The 13,407-nt window shown below is 59.8% G+C and carries 21 protein-coding genes; all 21 read right to left on the bottom strand.

The window, feature by feature from the left end; all coding sequences use genetic code 11:
• Positions 1-4: 4 nt before the first annotated feature.
• The 21 genes from RT21_RS20150 to RT21_RS20050 all read right to left on the bottom strand — a co-directional run bounded on the left by RT21_RS20150 (position 5) and on the right by RT21_RS20050 (position 13,286).
• Positions 5-1,000 (bottom strand): major capsid protein, encoded by a 996-nt coding sequence (locus tag RT21_RS20150; RefSeq protein ID WP_046164142.1) that lies wholly within the window; start codon positions 998-1,000, stop codon positions 5-7.
• Positions 1,001-1,032: 32 nt separating this feature from the next.
• Positions 1,033-1,644 (bottom strand): peptidase, encoded by a 612-nt coding sequence (locus RT21_RS20145; RefSeq protein ID WP_156155741.1) that lies wholly within the window; start codon positions 1,642-1,644, stop codon positions 1,033-1,035.
• Entirely contained in the window at positions 1,637-1,978 is a 342-nt protein-coding gene (locus tag RT21_RS20140) for a hypothetical protein (RefSeq protein WP_052724777.1), read from the bottom strand. The genes RT21_RS20145 and RT21_RS20140 overlap by 8 nt, the downstream gene beginning before the upstream one ends.
• Positions 1,975-3,660 carry a portal protein gene (locus RT21_RS20135; RefSeq protein WP_046164141.1) on the bottom strand — a complete coding sequence of 562 codons (1,686 nt, stop codon included), beginning with the start codon at positions 3,658-3,660 and terminating at the stop codon, positions 1,975-1,977. The genes RT21_RS20140 and RT21_RS20135 overlap by 4 nt, the downstream gene beginning before the upstream one ends.
• Positions 3,661-3,972 (bottom strand): hypothetical protein, encoded by a 312-nt coding sequence (locus RT21_RS23940; protein ID WP_218186917.1) that lies wholly within the window; start codon positions 3,970-3,972, stop codon positions 3,661-3,663.
• Positions 3,973-3,974: 2 nt separating this feature from the next.
• Positions 3,975-5,462: a terminase gene (locus RT21_RS20125; RefSeq protein WP_046164140.1), complete on the bottom strand. Its 1,488-nt coding sequence runs from the start codon at positions 5,460-5,462 to the stop codon at positions 3,975-3,977.
• Positions 5,440-5,877, bottom strand: a complete 438-nt coding sequence (locus tag RT21_RS20120) for an SAM-dependent methyltransferase (protein WP_046164139.1) — start codon at positions 5,875-5,877, stop codon at positions 5,440-5,442. Before RT21_RS20120 ends, RT21_RS20125 begins: the two co-directional genes overlap by 23 nt.
• A gap of 153 nt (positions 5,878-6,030) precedes the next feature.
• Positions 6,031-6,246, bottom strand: coding sequence for a DUF7940 domain-containing protein (locus RT21_RS20115; protein ID WP_046164138.1), 216 nt, complete (start codon positions 6,244-6,246; stop codon positions 6,031-6,033).
• Entirely contained in the window at positions 6,243-6,557 is a 315-nt protein-coding gene (locus tag RT21_RS20110) for a hypothetical protein (RefSeq protein ID WP_046164137.1), read from the bottom strand. The genes RT21_RS20115 and RT21_RS20110 overlap by 4 nt, the downstream gene beginning before the upstream one ends.
• A gap of 603 nt (positions 6,558-7,160) precedes the next feature.
• Positions 7,161-7,706, bottom strand: a complete 546-nt coding sequence (locus RT21_RS20105) for a hypothetical protein (RefSeq protein WP_046164136.1) — start codon at positions 7,704-7,706, stop codon at positions 7,161-7,163.
• Complete coding sequence (locus RT21_RS20100) at positions 7,703-8,842, bottom strand: hypothetical protein (RefSeq protein WP_046164135.1); 1,140 nt, start codon at positions 8,840-8,842, stop codon at positions 7,703-7,705. The genes RT21_RS20105 and RT21_RS20100 overlap by 4 nt, the downstream gene beginning before the upstream one ends.
• Entirely contained in the window at positions 8,842-9,210 is a 369-nt protein-coding gene (locus RT21_RS20095; RefSeq protein ID WP_046164134.1) for a VRR-NUC domain-containing protein, read from the bottom strand. The genes RT21_RS20100 and RT21_RS20095 overlap by 1 nt, the downstream gene beginning before the upstream one ends.
• Before the next feature lie 254 nt (positions 9,211-9,464).
• Positions 9,465-9,752, bottom strand: coding sequence for a DUF3310 domain-containing protein (locus RT21_RS20085; protein WP_046164132.1), 288 nt, complete (start codon positions 9,750-9,752; stop codon positions 9,465-9,467).
• A complete protein-coding gene (locus RT21_RS20080; protein ID WP_046164131.1) occupies positions 9,749-10,051 on the bottom strand; it encodes a DUF1364 domain-containing protein in 303 nt (100 codons plus the stop codon). The genes RT21_RS20085 and RT21_RS20080 overlap by 4 nt, the downstream gene beginning before the upstream one ends.
• The gene (locus tag RT21_RS20075; RefSeq protein ID WP_046164130.1) at positions 10,048-10,557 is read right to left on the bottom strand and encodes a hypothetical protein; all 510 of its coding nucleotides are present in this window, start codon (positions 10,555-10,557) and stop codon (positions 10,048-10,050) included. Before RT21_RS20075 ends, RT21_RS20080 begins: the two co-directional genes overlap by 4 nt.
• The gene (locus tag RT21_RS20070) at positions 10,550-10,804 is read right to left on the bottom strand and encodes a TraR/DksA C4-type zinc finger protein (protein WP_046164129.1); all 255 of its coding nucleotides are present in this window, start codon (positions 10,802-10,804) and stop codon (positions 10,550-10,552) included. Before RT21_RS20070 ends, RT21_RS20075 begins: the two co-directional genes overlap by 8 nt.
• On the bottom strand, positions 10,801-11,199 hold the full coding sequence (locus tag RT21_RS20065; protein WP_046164128.1) for a hypothetical protein: 399 nt from the start codon (positions 11,197-11,199) through the stop codon (positions 10,801-10,803). Before RT21_RS20065 ends, RT21_RS20070 begins: the two co-directional genes overlap by 4 nt.
• Complete coding sequence (locus tag RT21_RS20060) at positions 11,196-11,612, bottom strand: hypothetical protein (RefSeq protein ID WP_046164127.1); 417 nt, start codon at positions 11,610-11,612, stop codon at positions 11,196-11,198. The genes RT21_RS20065 and RT21_RS20060 overlap by 4 nt, the downstream gene beginning before the upstream one ends.
• Entirely contained in the window at positions 11,609-11,785 is a 177-nt protein-coding gene (locus tag RT21_RS23690) for a hypothetical protein (RefSeq protein WP_156155740.1), read from the bottom strand. The genes RT21_RS20060 and RT21_RS23690 overlap by 4 nt, the downstream gene beginning before the upstream one ends.
• A complete protein-coding gene (locus tag RT21_RS20055; RefSeq protein WP_046164126.1) occupies positions 11,782-12,435 on the bottom strand; it encodes a replication protein P in 654 nt (217 codons plus the stop codon). Before RT21_RS20055 ends, RT21_RS23690 begins: the two co-directional genes overlap by 4 nt.
• Positions 12,435-13,286, bottom strand: a complete 852-nt coding sequence (locus RT21_RS20050) for a replication protein (protein ID WP_046164125.1) — start codon at positions 13,284-13,286, stop codon at positions 12,435-12,437. The genes RT21_RS20055 and RT21_RS20050 overlap by 1 nt, the downstream gene beginning before the upstream one ends.
• Positions 13,287-13,407: the final 121 nt, after the last annotated feature.

Here is a 13,407-nt window from a genome sequence, read left to right as displayed (position 1 = left end):
CTCCTTAAACCACGCGGGCTTCTGTATTGAGGATGGCGTCAACACGCTTGATCGGCATACCCAGGAATTCAGGGATCTTGCGGCCGGCGTACTCGCCCAGCGTCAGGTTGACGTTATTGGCATTGGCCGCCTGCTTGTGCAGGAAGGTCTGAATCGTGCGGTTGCAGTAGATGACCGTGCGGCCTTCGCCCTGCATCGGGTTCTCCAGCAGGTAGAACGCCTCGATCATTTTCTCGATCAGGTCGGCACCAGTCGCGGCGTCCTTGGTCAGAGCAGTGACGTCGATGTTCGCGATACGAGCGTTTGCACGCCAGTCGCGCACGGACATGCCGAGATCCCACTTGAAATGGTCGCGGTACGCCTGGAACTCGCCGCCAGCGGAATCCTTGGCGGTGTCTTCGCCCAGGTTGCGGTGCTGGAAGCCGGCCACGCTGCCCTTTGGATAGAGCAGGTGAGTGGTTTGCTCGCCCCAGGTCACGAACCAGATGGAGGTGTTGGTAGCACCGGTGCCGCCAGCGTCAACGATGTTTGCGCCAGACTCGGCCGACTTGTCGTTGTAACGCGGAGCCAGGCCGAGGAACGCCTCCGGCTCGGAGTCGGTGTTGCCGTAAATCATGTAGCGCGCGGCTTTGTTGTTGAAGCCCTGCAGCTTGGCGATGTTCTCGGACACGCGGAAGGCATCAGCGTTGCCGCTCAGGTCAGCCAGCGCCTTATCAACGAGGCCGTAGTCTTCCATCATGCCAGTGGTGTCGAGCACCGGAACAGTGGTGGACTTGGAAGGCTGGACGCCCTTGTTGAACATGCGCCAGGTTGGCTCAGGGATACCGGAGCGCATGGTGGTCTTGTGCTTGCTGCCGTCGTTGCACTCCTGATACTCGGCGTCCATCAGAACATCGTTCTGCTTGGCCATGAGTTCAACGATTTTGGCGATCTTGCCGTCTTTCTCCGATCGGCTGAACTTATCCAGCAGAGTCGGCATGGTGGAAGTCAAAATACCCATTGTGGGTTCTCCTTACTGATCTCGGTTTTGCCTTACTTGAAGGCGTCGACAATGCTCATTTCGCGAGCGGATTGGGTGCCGCCCATTACCAGGCCATCCTCGGAGATGGCCTTGCCAATGCGATGACAGAACTTCACCAGCTCGGGGTGGTTACCGATCCCGGTTTCGTTCAGTAGGCTGCGCAGCTCGGGGGAGCCGTATTGCTCAATGGCCTTCACGGCGGTCTCTACGGTCTTGCTGTAGTTCTCGCCGCCCAGTTCCTTGTCGGCCTTGATCTGGGCTGCCCATTGCTGCGCTTGTTCGGCCTTCGCCTGCTCTGCTGCAGCGGAACGCTTGGTCTCCAGCGATGCCTGCAAGTCGATGAGCTTCTGTGCTGCCTCTTGAGGAATGCCGAGTTCTTTGGCGATCCCCTTGAAGTTGGTCAGCACTTCCGCGTCCATCTCCAAGCCTTCCGGCACGGCGAAGTCCGTGTATTCCACTGGCGTTGCTGGCTGGCCGGGTGCCTCTGCCGTTGCCGCTGCGGGAGCTTCCGGCGTTGCCGGGGTTGGCTCGGTCACAGGTGCAACTGCAGGGGCTCCGGACTGAACGTCTGCCGCTGCGCTGGTGGGTGATTCCGGAGCGCTTGCTTGAGTAGAGTCAGTCATTGGTTCCCTCTGTTTGCTCCAGTTGGAGCAGTCGGTTGTGCACGGCCTCGTTTGCCTCGTTCATCATCACGACGTAGAGGTCAGGGCAGAGCTGGTTGATCTTTTCCAGGTACTGGTAGCCGATCTGCTTCTTACCCTCGGCCAGCGTCATCAGCCCGCCGTGGGTGTTGAAGCTGGTTGAGAACAGGTTGCAGCGGCTCAGCAGACCCCACACGAAGCGGCGCCCGGACTGCTGGCCCATCAGCCAGAGGAAGTCATCGTCGGCCTGTTTCGAGGCGAACTGATCCAGTACCGCGGCCTTGTCGGCGGCGGCTTTGTTGGCTGCGTTGGTCATTGGCCTACCAGTGCGGTGAGTGCGTTATCGCCGGAGACGTCGGTTTCGGAGAGAAGCTTGGCGCCTTGGATGCCTGCGCTCATCTGCTCCATGGCGGCCTGCTGCTGCTGGGCTTGAGCACGCGCCTGGCGCATCTGCGCAACATCCTGATCCGAACGGACAATCGTCGGCGGCACACCCAACATTGCGGTGTACTCGTCGACGGCCTGATCGAAGTCGATCTTGTCGATGATGTCCGGCTGTATGCCTGCGAGGTTGCCCGCAAAGCCGATGGCCCGCTCGATGCCCGACACGCCAAGCGCCTTCTGTGCCTGAGCCAGGATCGACACGTACTCGACGTTCAGGTCCATGCCGGCCAACTCCTTCGGCGGAGGCGGCAGCATCGGATTGCCTGGAAGCAAGCCAGCCCAGCGCGGAGCAGACTGCTCCATCATCAGGCTGAACACGCGATCGATCAGCGGGTCTAGCAGTTCGTCGTTCATGCGTTCGAGCACAGGGCCGAGCATCAGCATCTTCTCTTCCTTGCGCGCGGCGATCTCGGTCGCTGTACGCACGTCGTCCATACTGCTGATCATCAGGAACAGGTCGACAAAGAATGCTGTGTTGATCCGCTCTTCGTGCGCCATGATCTCGGCACGCAATGTGCCGTACCATGAGGCGTCGATCTGATACAGCGGCGCGAAACCCTGCCCTATGGCGTTCTGATCGATGTAAGTGATATCACCCGGCAGGATCGATGCACGTTGCCCACGCAGAGAGCCAGGCGCCCCCATCGGCGGGTTGACGCCCTTCTCCAGCATCTGAGCTTTGCGCTTCTCCATCAGCTGCAGCGCCTTGGTGTCACCCAACGCAACCGAGCCGGGGCCGGAGCCGTAGACGTTCTCCCCATTCACATCCCAGCGCGGGACCATGATTGGTGAGGACTTGAAGCCCGACTCGCGGAGCATCTTGTCTTGGTCGCCGCCCTTCTCCCAGTAGACGGAGCGGATCGGCATATTGCGGCTGTCATCGCGTGTGGCGATGCGCTTGTCATTGGGCTCTACTGCATGGCACACGTCGACCCAGGCATCAGGATTGGTGCCCAGCAGCGTTTGCACGGTGGAGCTGAGCGCTTCCTTGCCGAACTGCTGCTCCATCTGCCGCGCGGTCATCTTGAACTCGCGATAGAGGGTGTCGACTTGCTGCCTGGCACTCGTTGCGGCCATGTAGCTGCCGGCCGTGAAGTTGTAGAACCTGATGAACTCGTCATCATCAGGCATGCAGGCAATAGCACCAACACCGAACGCGCCCTGCTCTGCGTACAGAGTGGGCAACACGTTGTAGAGGTTGGAGCGTGCAAACACGTCCTGCATGGCCAGCTCGGCCTGATGCAGCCAGGTCTTGACCGGCCCGAACTCCATCAGCGCAGCGTCAGGCGTGGCCAGCTTGAACCAAGGCCGTGACGGGCTGGTCATGCCGGAAAACATGCCAGAGGCCAGGATCTTCAGCGCGCTGCGCCCGGTCGAGTTGATGATCAACTGATCGCGGCGCTTGCCTTCGTTCACATCCGAGGTATTCCATCGCCCCATATCCGGAGCAATGTGATCGCTGATGTCGCGCCACAGTGGCAGCCAGCCCTTGTCGCGCTCGTTCTTGAGCTGGGACAGCCGACGGTCCAGCTGTTGACGCAGAGAGTCAGCCATTTACGCCCCCAGAAGTGTTTTCTGCCCAGTGTTTGCGGAACCAAGGCCACCAGTCAGGATGGTGCTGTTCTGGCCTGCTGCAGCAGCGCGGCGACGGCGTTCGTCATCACGGGCAGCCAATACGCCGCCATCGACTTCGGTCGGAGCATCAGGGGCCGCAGCAACCTGCGAGGCGCCCATCTCGATTGGCTCTTGGACGAAGCCCTGCTCATCGCCGAACACAGATGGCAGGCCCAGTTCGTCCAGGATCTTGTCACCGCCCATGAGCGGGTCCACCTTCTTGATGATCTTCTTGAGTTTGGTGCTGCACATGGTCATGGCCTCGCGAATGGGTCGTAGTCGCTGAGCAGCGCTGTACCCTGCTCGTGCGTGTGTTGGGATTTCTGGACGGGGAATGTGAAGGTCAGAGCCAGTGCGTCGGCGTCATCAGGACTGATCCCGAGGCGCTTCTTGATCTCTGACTTCTTCTCCAGCGCGATCTGGTCCCGCTGGTTGTGCGTGTACTCCGGCGAGGTCAGTTCAGCCTCAAGGTCCGGGCACTGCTCGATGGCAAGGCCAGCACGCAGCGACTCGCGCAACATCCACCAGATGTACGTCCGCATGTTCGCGTAGTGGTTATCAGGGGCAGCGCTGGCGAAGTTCACGTCGATGATGACGATGCCAGGCATGAGCCGTCGCAGCTGGTCAGCCACTGGCCCGCCGACGCCAGTCGAGTCGACGAATACAGCGTCCGGCTTGTGTTCTTGCACCGTCGTGCACACCTTGGCGATGAACACAGTGGTGTCTCGCGTCTCGCTGCCAGGGATGCGGATAGGCTTGATCGATCGAGCATCCAAGCCACGCCGGAAGCGAATGACGTTGTTGTCAGCACCACCGCGGGCAATGTCGATACCGCAGACCAGCGCATCAGACAGACCGAACACAGCCTCGCGCCGCATGGCCTCAGCCACCCAATCAGTCGGAATCAGCTGCAAGTCGGACGCCCTCGGGAACATGCCGCGCACACGCACACGGAAGAAGTCGGAGTCTTCGCCGTAGTCATCCGCCCACTTGGCGATCTGTTGCTTGTTCGTGCCGTCTACGGTGCGTGAGTCAACCTGCTTGGTGACCCAGCGGTGTTTGTAGCGCGTGAAGCACTCACGGAAGCGGCCTGTGTTGCGCGTCGGGTTACCGAAGGCCAACCATATGATCTCGGTGTCTTCGTCCGTCAGCGCTCCCTCTGCGACCTCCCACACCTTGTCGGCAATGTTCGAGGCTTCGTCGAAGATCAGGACAATGCGCTTGCCCTTGTTGTGCAGGCCGGCGAATGCTTCGGTGTTGTGCTCACTCCAAGGCACCGCGTCAGCCTTCCAGCTGTCGGTGTGCTCAGGGTCAACCGAGGCAACCTTCGTCGCGGTGACGTTGAACCAGTGTTTGTTGATCGCCAGGCGGAACCACTTGCCGATCTCTGGCCACGTCTTCGTCCGTAGCTGGTTCTCAGTGTTGGCCGTTACGACGACCTTGCAATCTTCACAGGTGGACATGGCCCAGTTGAGGATCATGCCCATCTCGGCTGACTTGCCGATACCGTGACCAGACGCTACCGAGATCATCAGCGGCTGAAAGCGCGTCTCTGGATTACTGAGATGGTCGCCAATGACGCCCATCGTTTCCCACTGCCAGTCGCGAGGACGCTCAACGCCGGAAAGCTCACCCTCATCCCATGGGAACGCGTACATCGCGAAGCCCTGCGGATCATGAGTGAAGCTGGCAATGTCATCGATCAGCTGAAGCTCAAGGTCATTCCTGCTTTGTCCTTTCACGAGCTTTAGCCATCCTATCTGCGAGCGTGCCCACTACGTCGTGCACAACCTCTTGACGGTCGCGCCACTCATCCGACTTGCGGTTCTTCAGCCAGAAGATCGCGGCGGTTGTGTCTGGCGGGTAATGCTTGATCAGCGGCGTCTCAACGATCGCGCCGTCAATGACCCGGATATCAGTGTCTGGATGGCTGTAGCCCATTGCCCGTTGGTACAGGGCATTGGTGACTCTCTCGTCTGCCACTTCCTTGCCGAGCTTTAAGGACTCCGAAAACTCAGGGTGCTGAATCTTCCAGAGGTTGAGCGTACTGATCGCCACCTCGAAGAAATCAGCCAATTCCTGATCGGTGGCGCCAAGCTTGCACAGCTTTCTCGCCTGCTCGGCAAAGTCAGCTTTGTACTTACTTGGACGTGCCATGGTGTTTTCTCTATTGGTTAACGGTTGGCCGCTTGGTACAACGAACCCTCTTGTGCTTCCACTCTCTCCTCCCCCATCTCCAGGCCTCACAGATGAGCAGGCCACATAGGCAGGCTATTAGGTAGGCGGATAGGAGGTAGGCGTGGGCGCGTCTCATGGATCGTTACCCGTAACCTTCGGCTGAGGGATCACCCTGGAGATAGCGGCAGCCATACCCAGAACCATGTTCACGCTGGCCCACAGGATCGGACTGATGTGTCCGTCGAACGCTACCCACCCCACCGCTGCTGCGTTTAGCGCTGCTGTGATGAGTGCGAACTGAATGCTTGATAGGCGCCACGACTTGCGCCACTCAGGAATCAGGTTCATGAGCCTAACCCCTTGGCAACGAACGGCCATAGCTTGTCGAACACTGCCACCAGCACCACGCCGGCACCGATGCCGTAGGTGAGCTTGGTACTCAGCGTGTCGACCTTCCCGGATACCTCGTCCTGGCTCTCTCCGATTGCGGTGAGCTGGCGGGTCATGTGCTCGAACTGTTGCTCAAGCTTGGTCAGGCGATTGGGCGATTGCGCATGGTCGCGGTCGAATCTGTCGAGACGGTGCCGGGTTACGGCTGCCTCTTGCTCCAAGGCACCGACTCGCTCATGCACTGTTCTGCCCTCATGGCTGTCGGTCATAGTGGAGTCTCGTGAATAAGTCAGGCCTCACATGCCTATCGCTATCCGCTCGGAGCTAGGAAGCAGTCAAAGGCATGGGGCCGGAAACAAGAAAGCCCCGACACATGGCCGAGGCTTGTAATGGGTTGCAAACGGCCTGTACTGATCTCAGGCATGGGTAGGGTAATGCCTATTACTAGGGTTCCCAGCGTGTCGGCGCGCTTTCCGCCTCCCGCTTATCTTGACGCTTAGCCAGTCAGCCCTGGCATTCGTTTGCAATAGGGTTGCACTGCATTGCGCGTTTTCTGCACATTGGTGGGCAGAGTTTGCAATGGGGTGCGAATAAAGATCCGCGCGATTTGTGCATGACCGGCTTGAACAGGGTTCGAGGCGGCTAGAGGCATGGCGGATGTGTTGAATTGGTGCGCTGGGTAGGTGAGCCCTGTACGACCGTTTGCGCATAACGACGAAACCCCGACCAGATTGCACTGTGCCGGGGCTTCATTTGTTCAGTGTCATTCCTTAACGCGTAAATCGGTCAGGATGGGTGGATATTGGCTCAGCGGATTACTAAATGCAATAGGAGATTGCAAATATCTTCGCGCTCGTGAGGATTCCTACCAATCAAGCAGCCTGATCAGAAAGAATCCCCTCAGCCGCGAGGATTTCATGAGCCTCAACCAACGCCAGATCCACCATGCGCTCCAGATCCCGGCGAATGTCCCGGCGCCATCTTTCCAGCGTCTTCTGCGGGCGACCGTCCTCATCCCAGTTATCAAGCAAGTACCAGCTGGCCGGCAGCACATTGGTCGAGCGCTTGCCATCCACGCCCGGCAGCTTCGGGAATGCCCAGGTTGCGGTCGCGCATTCGACGAACCGCTTCGGCGCTGGTGACTTCACGCGCCCCGCAACAGCAATCATGGCTGCGTGCTTGCGGTCCAGGTGAGTGCTGTACTTCGAGGTAAGCGCATCCCATAGGTGAGCCGGCAATGCCTTATGCAGACGGCCATGGACCCAACAGTCCGTTAAGAAAGCCTCTTCCTTGCCGCAGATCGCACCCGGCACACGCGCAGCCTGAACCTTTGGCTCGAAGTCAACGCCCCCCGCGCTATTGATCGTCTCCGCAGCCAGAGCCCGGACTACTGCTGATACAACTGATGGGTAGGTCATGCTGCCTCTCCTTTCAACATCTCAGGGCTGACGGTGTGACGCGAAACTTCGCCGTGCTCCGAATGCATGACGATGCACTTCATGTTCTGGCGTGCGCGGTAGCCGCCGAACGCTGCATAGGCGTCCTTGGCGGTGAGGGTGTTGAAACTCTCGACGGTGACGCCGGCATACTCCTTCACGCTCTGGTGATGGACGTGGCCGAGATACCAGTAGCGATGCTCAGTGCGGCCCCAGGCTTGAGCCTGGTCTGCAGCCATGACGCCGGGCAGACGCTCACCCTTGCAGGTGTGGCCGTGATGGCAGCCAATCAGCACCTTGCCGAACTCGATGTAGTGGAATGCCGACGGGGCGCGATCCACCTGAACGCGGGGCTCGTTCTCGTAGGTGTGGCGCAGGGCTACGCTCATCCAGAGCGCGCCCGTGTCGTCGTGGTTGCCGACTACGTTGATCACTCGAACCGTCTTGTGCTTCTTCAGGGCTGACGTGATGCACTGGCGCATGACCATCATCCCTACGTCGATCATCTTGGCGTAGCGGCCGTCCAGATCCATGACGTGGCCGGAGCGCTCTGTCATTCCTGCCATGTTGTCGGCGTGGAACCAGTCGCCAAGGTTTATGATGACTGCTTGCTCTGCGGCCGGGGCCAGCTCCACCAGGGCAGCCATCGCGCCGCACTGGACCTGAACGGCGCGAGTCATGTCCCAGCTTTCGCCCTGCGTCTCCTCGCCCCATGCCCGCATTCCAATATGCGCGTCACCGATTGGGTATACGGCCATCAGGTGCGGCAGGGTCTTCTCTGGCGACATAACCGAACGAACCTGCGGCAGCTCAGCGGCCATTGCCTCGGCGGCCTGCATGAACAGCTCGCGCTGCCGCTCGTGGTCGATACTGGTCTTGACCCATTGCAGCTTCGGCTTGCCTTCGTCGTCATACAGCGTCGAGGTGCCCTTCAGGTGAAAGCCATCCGGCACGGTCTTGGTCATGTCGTGCTCAGGACTCCAGCCCTTACGAGCCAGCTTTGCCCGGCGAACCTCGATCGTGCGCGTCCAGACACCGAAGTGCTTGGCCGCTTGCGCGTTCGTCATGGTCTTGAGCGCTTCGATAAGCTGCTCGTCAGTGAATACGCGTGCGGCCATTAGGCGGCTCTCCCCAGATAGTCCTGAATAGTCTTGCGGGCCTCATCAGCCCCTTTACATACTGCTGCCAAGAAACCCTGCTGACTGAGCCAGTCGAGCCAATCGGCTTGCTCGGGCGATACGCTGCCGCCCTTGATGCGCTTGAGTTCGATGAATAGGCCGAAGTAGCCGCCCGATGGCTTCAAAAGCATCATGTCGGGGAATCCCTTGCGGACGCCCTCAGCCTTGAGCTTTGCCGCTACCGCTATGTGGCGCTGGCCACCATTCGGAACGGCTGCCAAGCGACCGCGCAGGGCCGGGTACTGCATGTCGAACCACTTAACGACGTTCTTTTGTTCTTCGTGCTCGGTCGGGACGGCCAATTTCATCTACTCCCCCTCGCCTTCAGCGCTTGCACAACGGAAGGCCGCGCACTCTCCGGAACAGCTGCCAGCAGTACGTTGCCCTGCCTCTGCTTCTCCGGCCCCTTGAGGTCGCGCACCTTCCACCGGATCAGGCAGGCTTGCTTGTCCGCTTCGATCAGCGCCCGAGCATCGGCAGTCAATTCCGCCAAGTTCAATCCAGCATTCGCCGCAGAGCACTTCATCGCCTAGCCTCGCCTGTAGATCGATCTGAGATAGCTTCATGGCCGCTCCGCCTTCTCGGCATCGGTGCGGTAGTCGATGGTGTTCTGCTGACCAAACTGCGCTTCTTGCACTTTGCCAAGGTGAGCAAGCAGGCGCTCCAGATACCAGCGGGCCTTCTTCACGTCCTCGATGCCGTTCTTCGCCTCGTAGCGCCAGAGGTACTTGATGACGTTGGCGGTGCAGACTGCCTCGATGCCGTGCTTATCGACCGTGGCCGACTCGATGGCGTCGATGCACTCAACGCCGCCGCGGGTGTAATGGGTTGGGTTGATTGCGTCGGTCATGCTGCTACCACTCCCTCTTTCACAAGTACGTCAATGGTCCGCAGCACGCCTTCAGCGTGAGCGAGGCGAATGTCTTCGCGGGTCATGCCTTCCGGTGCCTTGGTGCGGCCGTCGCAGATTGAGTGGCAATAATCATCGGCGTGCGCTCCCTGCAGATCGTTCGGTTTGATACCCATGCCGCATGTACCAGCGAGGCGGTAATGCGCGAGAACGGTCGTTTCGGTGTTGTTGGGGCAGCCAGGCAAACGAACTTGGCAATCACGACCGCGCGCGGCCTTGGTGAGCTTGGTTTGCTTCATGCCACCTCCCTGAACGTCTCGAACTCAGCCATCCCGGTCAGGCGATCTTCGGTCAGCGTCGGCCAATCGGTCTTCACCAGATACGCGCAGCACTGGCGCCAGAAGTCTTGGAATGCCTCCTCGCCCATCGAATCGAACGCGAGGCTTTGCGGAACAAGGCGGCTCAGGCGACCAAGGCCGGGAATGTCGAACTCTTCCCGGTCGCAGTACACGCCAGATTCGGCCTGCAGCTCCTTGATAGCGGCGTGTGCCTGCATACCGGCAAAGCGGTCGATGTTCTGGACCAGTACACGGCCCAGGCCATGAACAAGGCGGTTGAATCGCTCGTTGCGGGGCTGCTTGAGGTCGGCGCGAACCCTGGCGTTGAGCTTGAAACCGCGCTCAGCCATCAGCGTTGCATCGGCATCGGAAGCGGCCACGAATGCGGCACGCTCCTTTCCGGTAGCTGGGTCGATCATTTTGCGAAGGGTCATGTAGACCGGCATGGGCTTTGGGGATTTAGCCATTGCGGCGACCCTCGCGCAGGCCCTGGCAGTCCACGCAGCACACTGCCGACGAATAGGCCTTGCGGCGAGCGTCTGGAATTGGCTCGTCACAGTCGGCACAGAACTCAGCGCCCTGCCCATGCAGCCTGGCCTGTACCAGCGCCACGCCACCGATGCGGTCTGCCTCCTCTAGCCCTGTGGCGCGATCTGTTACGTCGGGAGCTGTGCGGGCCTGCTCGAAAGCCTCAGCGAAGTCAAACTGGCTCATGCTGCCTCCTTGCTGTTTGGTTGAAGGCTGGCGATGACGTGAAGCGGAACCGGCTGACCTTCGGAAAGCGCCTTGCCGATCACGTCCGTATGCGTCACAGGGGTGTCGATTCGCTCTTGGCACTCAGCGAACTCGTCTGCGCTCAGCGTGATTTCGCCTGACAGGGCAAGGTTCAGTTGCTGGCGGGCGTGGTCACAGACGCCGTAGAGAAGCCAGACCAGACGGCCATGACGCGCGACCTCTTGCGATCCTGATGCAGCAGTGAACCGGCACTGAGCAACATTGGCGCGGACTTCCTCGCGAGCTGCGTTCCACTCATCGCGGGTCATCTGCCACGGGTGTTCGAATGTGCGGGCCTGCTCGAAGGCTTCTGTCATCTCCGAAAAATCACTCATTTCGAAGGCTCCCGCATCACGGTCTCGACCAGGCCACTCTGCTCCGGCTGCTGCTCGGCCTGCGAGGCGGTGTGGATACCGCTAATGGCTAACCCTCCGTCGAGAAACGCCCCGGCAAGTCTGCGAGCAACGTGTTCACAGTCTGACTTGCTGCCGCGATATAGCTCTTGCTCGCCGTCTCCCGCTCGAACTGCGTATCGGTGCAAAGTGCCGGGACCAGAGCCGACGACGCGGTAGCGAGAGAGCGCGAGAGCATCCATTGCCTCGTGCGGGTATTTGGCTTGCTGCGCCACATAGAAACGACTCCGATAGTGGTTGAGTGCCTGCCTCAATTCGTCTCGTTGAGCCTTGTAAAGATCACGCTCGGCACACAGCCGGCGAAGCTCTGCGCTATCTCTGTCGTGCTGATTCATTTACCCGCCCCCAATGCCTTAACCGTTCCGTTCCAGCAGATTGCTATCCGACGAGCGCCCTTGGTCATCTCTACCGATTCGCTGGATTTAGTAGGGTCGATTACGTAACCCTGTGCCTTGTATTCGCCAATTCGCGCCAGTTGCGGCGGCGTTGGGGAGTGAGAGCGGTTCATGCCTTCACCTTCGCGCGCAGTGCGGCCAGAGCTGCGAGCCCGACTTCCGGCGTGCAGACGGTCACGGTTTCAGGCAGGGCCAGCGGGATTTCCCGAAGCGGCTCGCCGGTCATAACCATCCGGACGGTGATGCCGTAGTTGCGCTCGAACAGCTTGCGGCTGCGCTCTTCGGGCAGGCTGGACAGTTCGTAGAAGCCGGTTTCACAAGCGGCGTGGTATACCGCTGCATGTACGCCGGTGCGGTCTGCTGCCGGGTGTGCAATGCGGCAGGCTTCGCGGTACGCCTTCGCGGCATCTGGCAGGCCCATCATTTCCGGGCTCGGCTCACACCAGCGGATGAAGCGGCCGACGCTCGGCGCGAAGTCGCCACCGGACTTGCGGCACTGCTGGATACCGAAGCGGATCTGCTCGAGCGAGTTGATACCAGCGGCCATGAATCCCTTGATCCAAGACTTCTTGGCAGCGTCCAGCGCCTCAGTGGTCGGCCATGCCTGCTTCCAGGCGGGGAAGATGGATTGCAGCTCGACGAAGAGCTTGTTCACGACGCTGGCGGTGCCTTGGTCGATAGCGCGTGGCGCAGTGACTGGCTCAGCAACGGCGACGTGGTTGCCGCTGGTGGCGGACGGGATCAGATCATTGACGTTTCGCATCACAGGTCTCCCAAGTCGTTTGCCCAGCTGGTGTCACCGCTGTGGAAGTCGGGAGCCGAGGTGTTGCGAGCCTGCAGACGGCCCTCAGTGGTCAAGCGGTTAACAATCCAATCGACCTTGAAACCCTGCCAGCCAGCGACCAGCGCTTCGGTCATTGCGGTCTCAGCGGAGATGCCTGCGGCTACGCACTTGTCCAGCTCGGCGTTCAGGGCGGTCCAGACGGTTGCGCTCAGTGCGGCGCGCTTCTGCTTGCGCAGGGCAACCCAGTCTTGAAGCAGTTGATCAGGGATGGCATGGGGGTTATCAGCCAGCATGTGAGTCAGGCCGAACCCTGCCGAGGATGGCTTGCGGCTCTTCGCCTTGGCAGCAGGCTTGCTCTTCACGTGGGGCGTTACAATCTCTTCCGAAGGAAGAGTTGTTTTCTTTGTATAAAGGAAGCAAGTTGCCGTTTTGGTCTCACTCGCGTCATTTCTCAGTGAGACGATTTGGGCTGAGTGAGACGTTTTGGTCTCAGTGAGACGGTCTTGTTTCTCTTCGTAGAAGGACCACTCGGAGACAGGGGAAATACCTAACTCGCCACGGCTTCCACCTACGCGGAACATGATGCGGCGCTCAAGGAGATGACTGATCGCCTTGGAGACAACATCCCGGCGCATGTTGGTGAGCCTACCCAGCTCATCAGCAGACAGACGCTTGGTCTCGGTCTGGTATCCAATGGTCTGGCGTGCCACTGCCATCAGAACGCGGAACTCGCGAGCTGGCAGATCAACTGCAGCCATGGCATCCATGATGCTGTTGTCCATCCGGGTAAACCCCCGCTTGGTGTTGCTTATGTGAATCACGTTGTCCATAATCTTTCCTGTTCTCGTTGTACCGCTGTTGAAGAAGCCACCCTCGTCCGGTGGCTTTTTTATTGCCTTGGTTTTTTTCAAGCCCCCTAAGAGGGCCTCGGACGTACCCTATTCAGGGTCT

The organism is Pseudomonas sp. 10B238 (assembly GCF_000970615.1).
In the GTDB taxonomy this organism is placed as follows: domain Bacteria; phylum Pseudomonadota; class Gammaproteobacteria; order Pseudomonadales; family Pseudomonadaceae; genus Stutzerimonas.
This window is presented reverse-complemented; position numbering and strand designations above follow the sequence as displayed.

Bases quoted from the DNA above. Each gene is read 5' to 3' on its own strand.
- RT21_RS20150 (WP_046164142.1), bottom strand. From the start codon at position 1,000: ATGGGTATTTTGACTTCCACCATGCCGACTCTGCTGGATAAGTTCAGC.
- RT21_RS20145 (WP_156155741.1), bottom strand. From the start codon at position 1,644: ATGACTGACTCTACTCAAGCAAGCGCTCCGGAATCACCCACCAGCGCA.
- RT21_RS20140 (WP_052724777.1), bottom strand. From the start codon at position 1,978: ATGACCAACGCAGCCAACAAAGCCGCCGCCGACAAGGCCGCGGTACTG.
- RT21_RS20135 (WP_046164141.1), bottom strand. From the start codon at position 3,660: ATGGCTGACTCTCTGCGTCAACAGCTGGACCGTCGGCTGTCCCAGCTC.
- RT21_RS23940 (WP_218186917.1), bottom strand. From the start codon at position 3,972: ATGTGCAGCACCAAACTCAAGAAGATCATCAAGAAGGTGGACCCGCTC.
- RT21_RS20120 (WP_046164139.1), bottom strand. From the start codon at position 5,877: ATGGCACGTCCAAGTAAGTACAAAGCTGACTTTGCCGAGCAGGCGAGA.
- RT21_RS20115 (WP_046164138.1), bottom strand. From the start codon at position 6,246: ATGAACCTGATTCCTGAGTGGCGCAAGTCGTGGCGCCTATCAAGCATT.
- RT21_RS20110 (WP_046164137.1), bottom strand. From the start codon at position 6,557: ATGACCGACAGCCATGAGGGCAGAACAGTGCATGAGCGAGTCGGTGCC.
- RT21_RS20105 (WP_046164136.1), bottom strand. From the start codon at position 7,706: ATGACCTACCCATCAGTTGTATCAGCAGTAGTCCGGGCTCTGGCTGCG.
- RT21_RS20100 (WP_046164135.1), bottom strand. From the start codon at position 8,842: ATGGCCGCACGCGTATTCACTGACGAGCAGCTTATCGAAGCGCTCAAG.
- RT21_RS20095 (WP_046164134.1), bottom strand. From the start codon at position 9,210: ATGAAATTGGCCGTCCCGACCGAGCACGAAGAACAAAAGAACGTCGTT.
- RT21_RS20085 (WP_046164132.1), bottom strand. From the start codon at position 9,752: ATGACCGACGCAATCAACCCAACCCATTACACCCGCGGCGGCGTTGAG.
- RT21_RS20080 (WP_046164131.1), bottom strand. From the start codon at position 10,051: ATGAAGCAAACCAAGCTCACCAAGGCCGCGCGCGGTCGTGATTGCCAA.
- RT21_RS20075 (WP_046164130.1), bottom strand. From the start codon at position 10,557: ATGGCTAAATCCCCAAAGCCCATGCCGGTCTACATGACCCTTCGCAAA.
- RT21_RS20070 (WP_046164129.1), bottom strand. From the start codon at position 10,804: ATGAGCCAGTTTGACTTCGCTGAGGCTTTCGAGCAGGCCCGCACAGCT.
- RT21_RS20065 (WP_046164128.1), bottom strand. From the start codon at position 11,199: ATGAGTGATTTTTCGGAGATGACAGAAGCCTTCGAGCAGGCCCGCACA.
- RT21_RS20060 (WP_046164127.1), bottom strand. From the start codon at position 11,612: ATGAATCAGCACGACAGAGATAGCGCAGAGCTTCGCCGGCTGTGTGCC.
- RT21_RS23690 (WP_156155740.1), bottom strand. From the start codon at position 11,785: ATGAACCGCTCTCACTCCCCAACGCCGCCGCAACTGGCGCGAATTGGC.
- RT21_RS20055 (WP_046164126.1), bottom strand. From the start codon at position 12,435: ATGCGAAACGTCAATGATCTGATCCCGTCCGCCACCAGCGGCAACCAC.
- RT21_RS20050 (WP_046164125.1), bottom strand. From the start codon at position 13,286: ATGGACAACGTGATTCACATAAGCAACACCAAGCGGGGGTTTACCCGG.